The sequence below is a fragment of the Oceanobacillus sp. GQ8 genome (assembly GCF_059758495.1).
Genome location: NZ_JCAXEV010000015.1, coordinates 1 through 387 on the forward strand (window position 1 = coordinate 1; position 387 = coordinate 387).

At 47.5% G+C, this 387-nt stretch carries 1 rRNA gene; it reads left to right on the forward strand.

The window, feature by feature from the left end:
• Positions 1–49: 49 nt before the first annotated feature.
• Positions 50–387, forward strand: a 23S ribosomal RNA gene (locus AC6CHS_RS19430); the annotation flags it as partial.

Consider the following 387-nt stretch of genomic DNA (forward strand, 5'->3'; position numbering starts at 1 on the left):
TTGAAATAAAGCAAGGCTAAGAAATTAGCACGCTTATTTACTGTAACTTAGTTAAGTGAATAAGGGCGCACGGTGGATGCCTTGGTACTAGGAGCCGAAGAAGGACGGGACTAACACCGATATGTCTCGGGGAGTCGTAAGTAGACATTGATCCGGGAATTTCCGAATGGGGGAACCCACTGTTCGTAATGGAACAGTACCGTTACCTGAATACATAGGGTATCGGAGGCAGACCCGGGGAACTGAAACATCTCAGTACCCGGAGGAAGAGAAAGCAAATGCGATTTCCCAAGTAGCGGCGAGCGAAACGGAATCAGCCCAAACCAGAAAGCTTGCTTTCTGGGGTTGTAGGACACTCCACACGGAGTTACAAAGAAATTCTTTAGA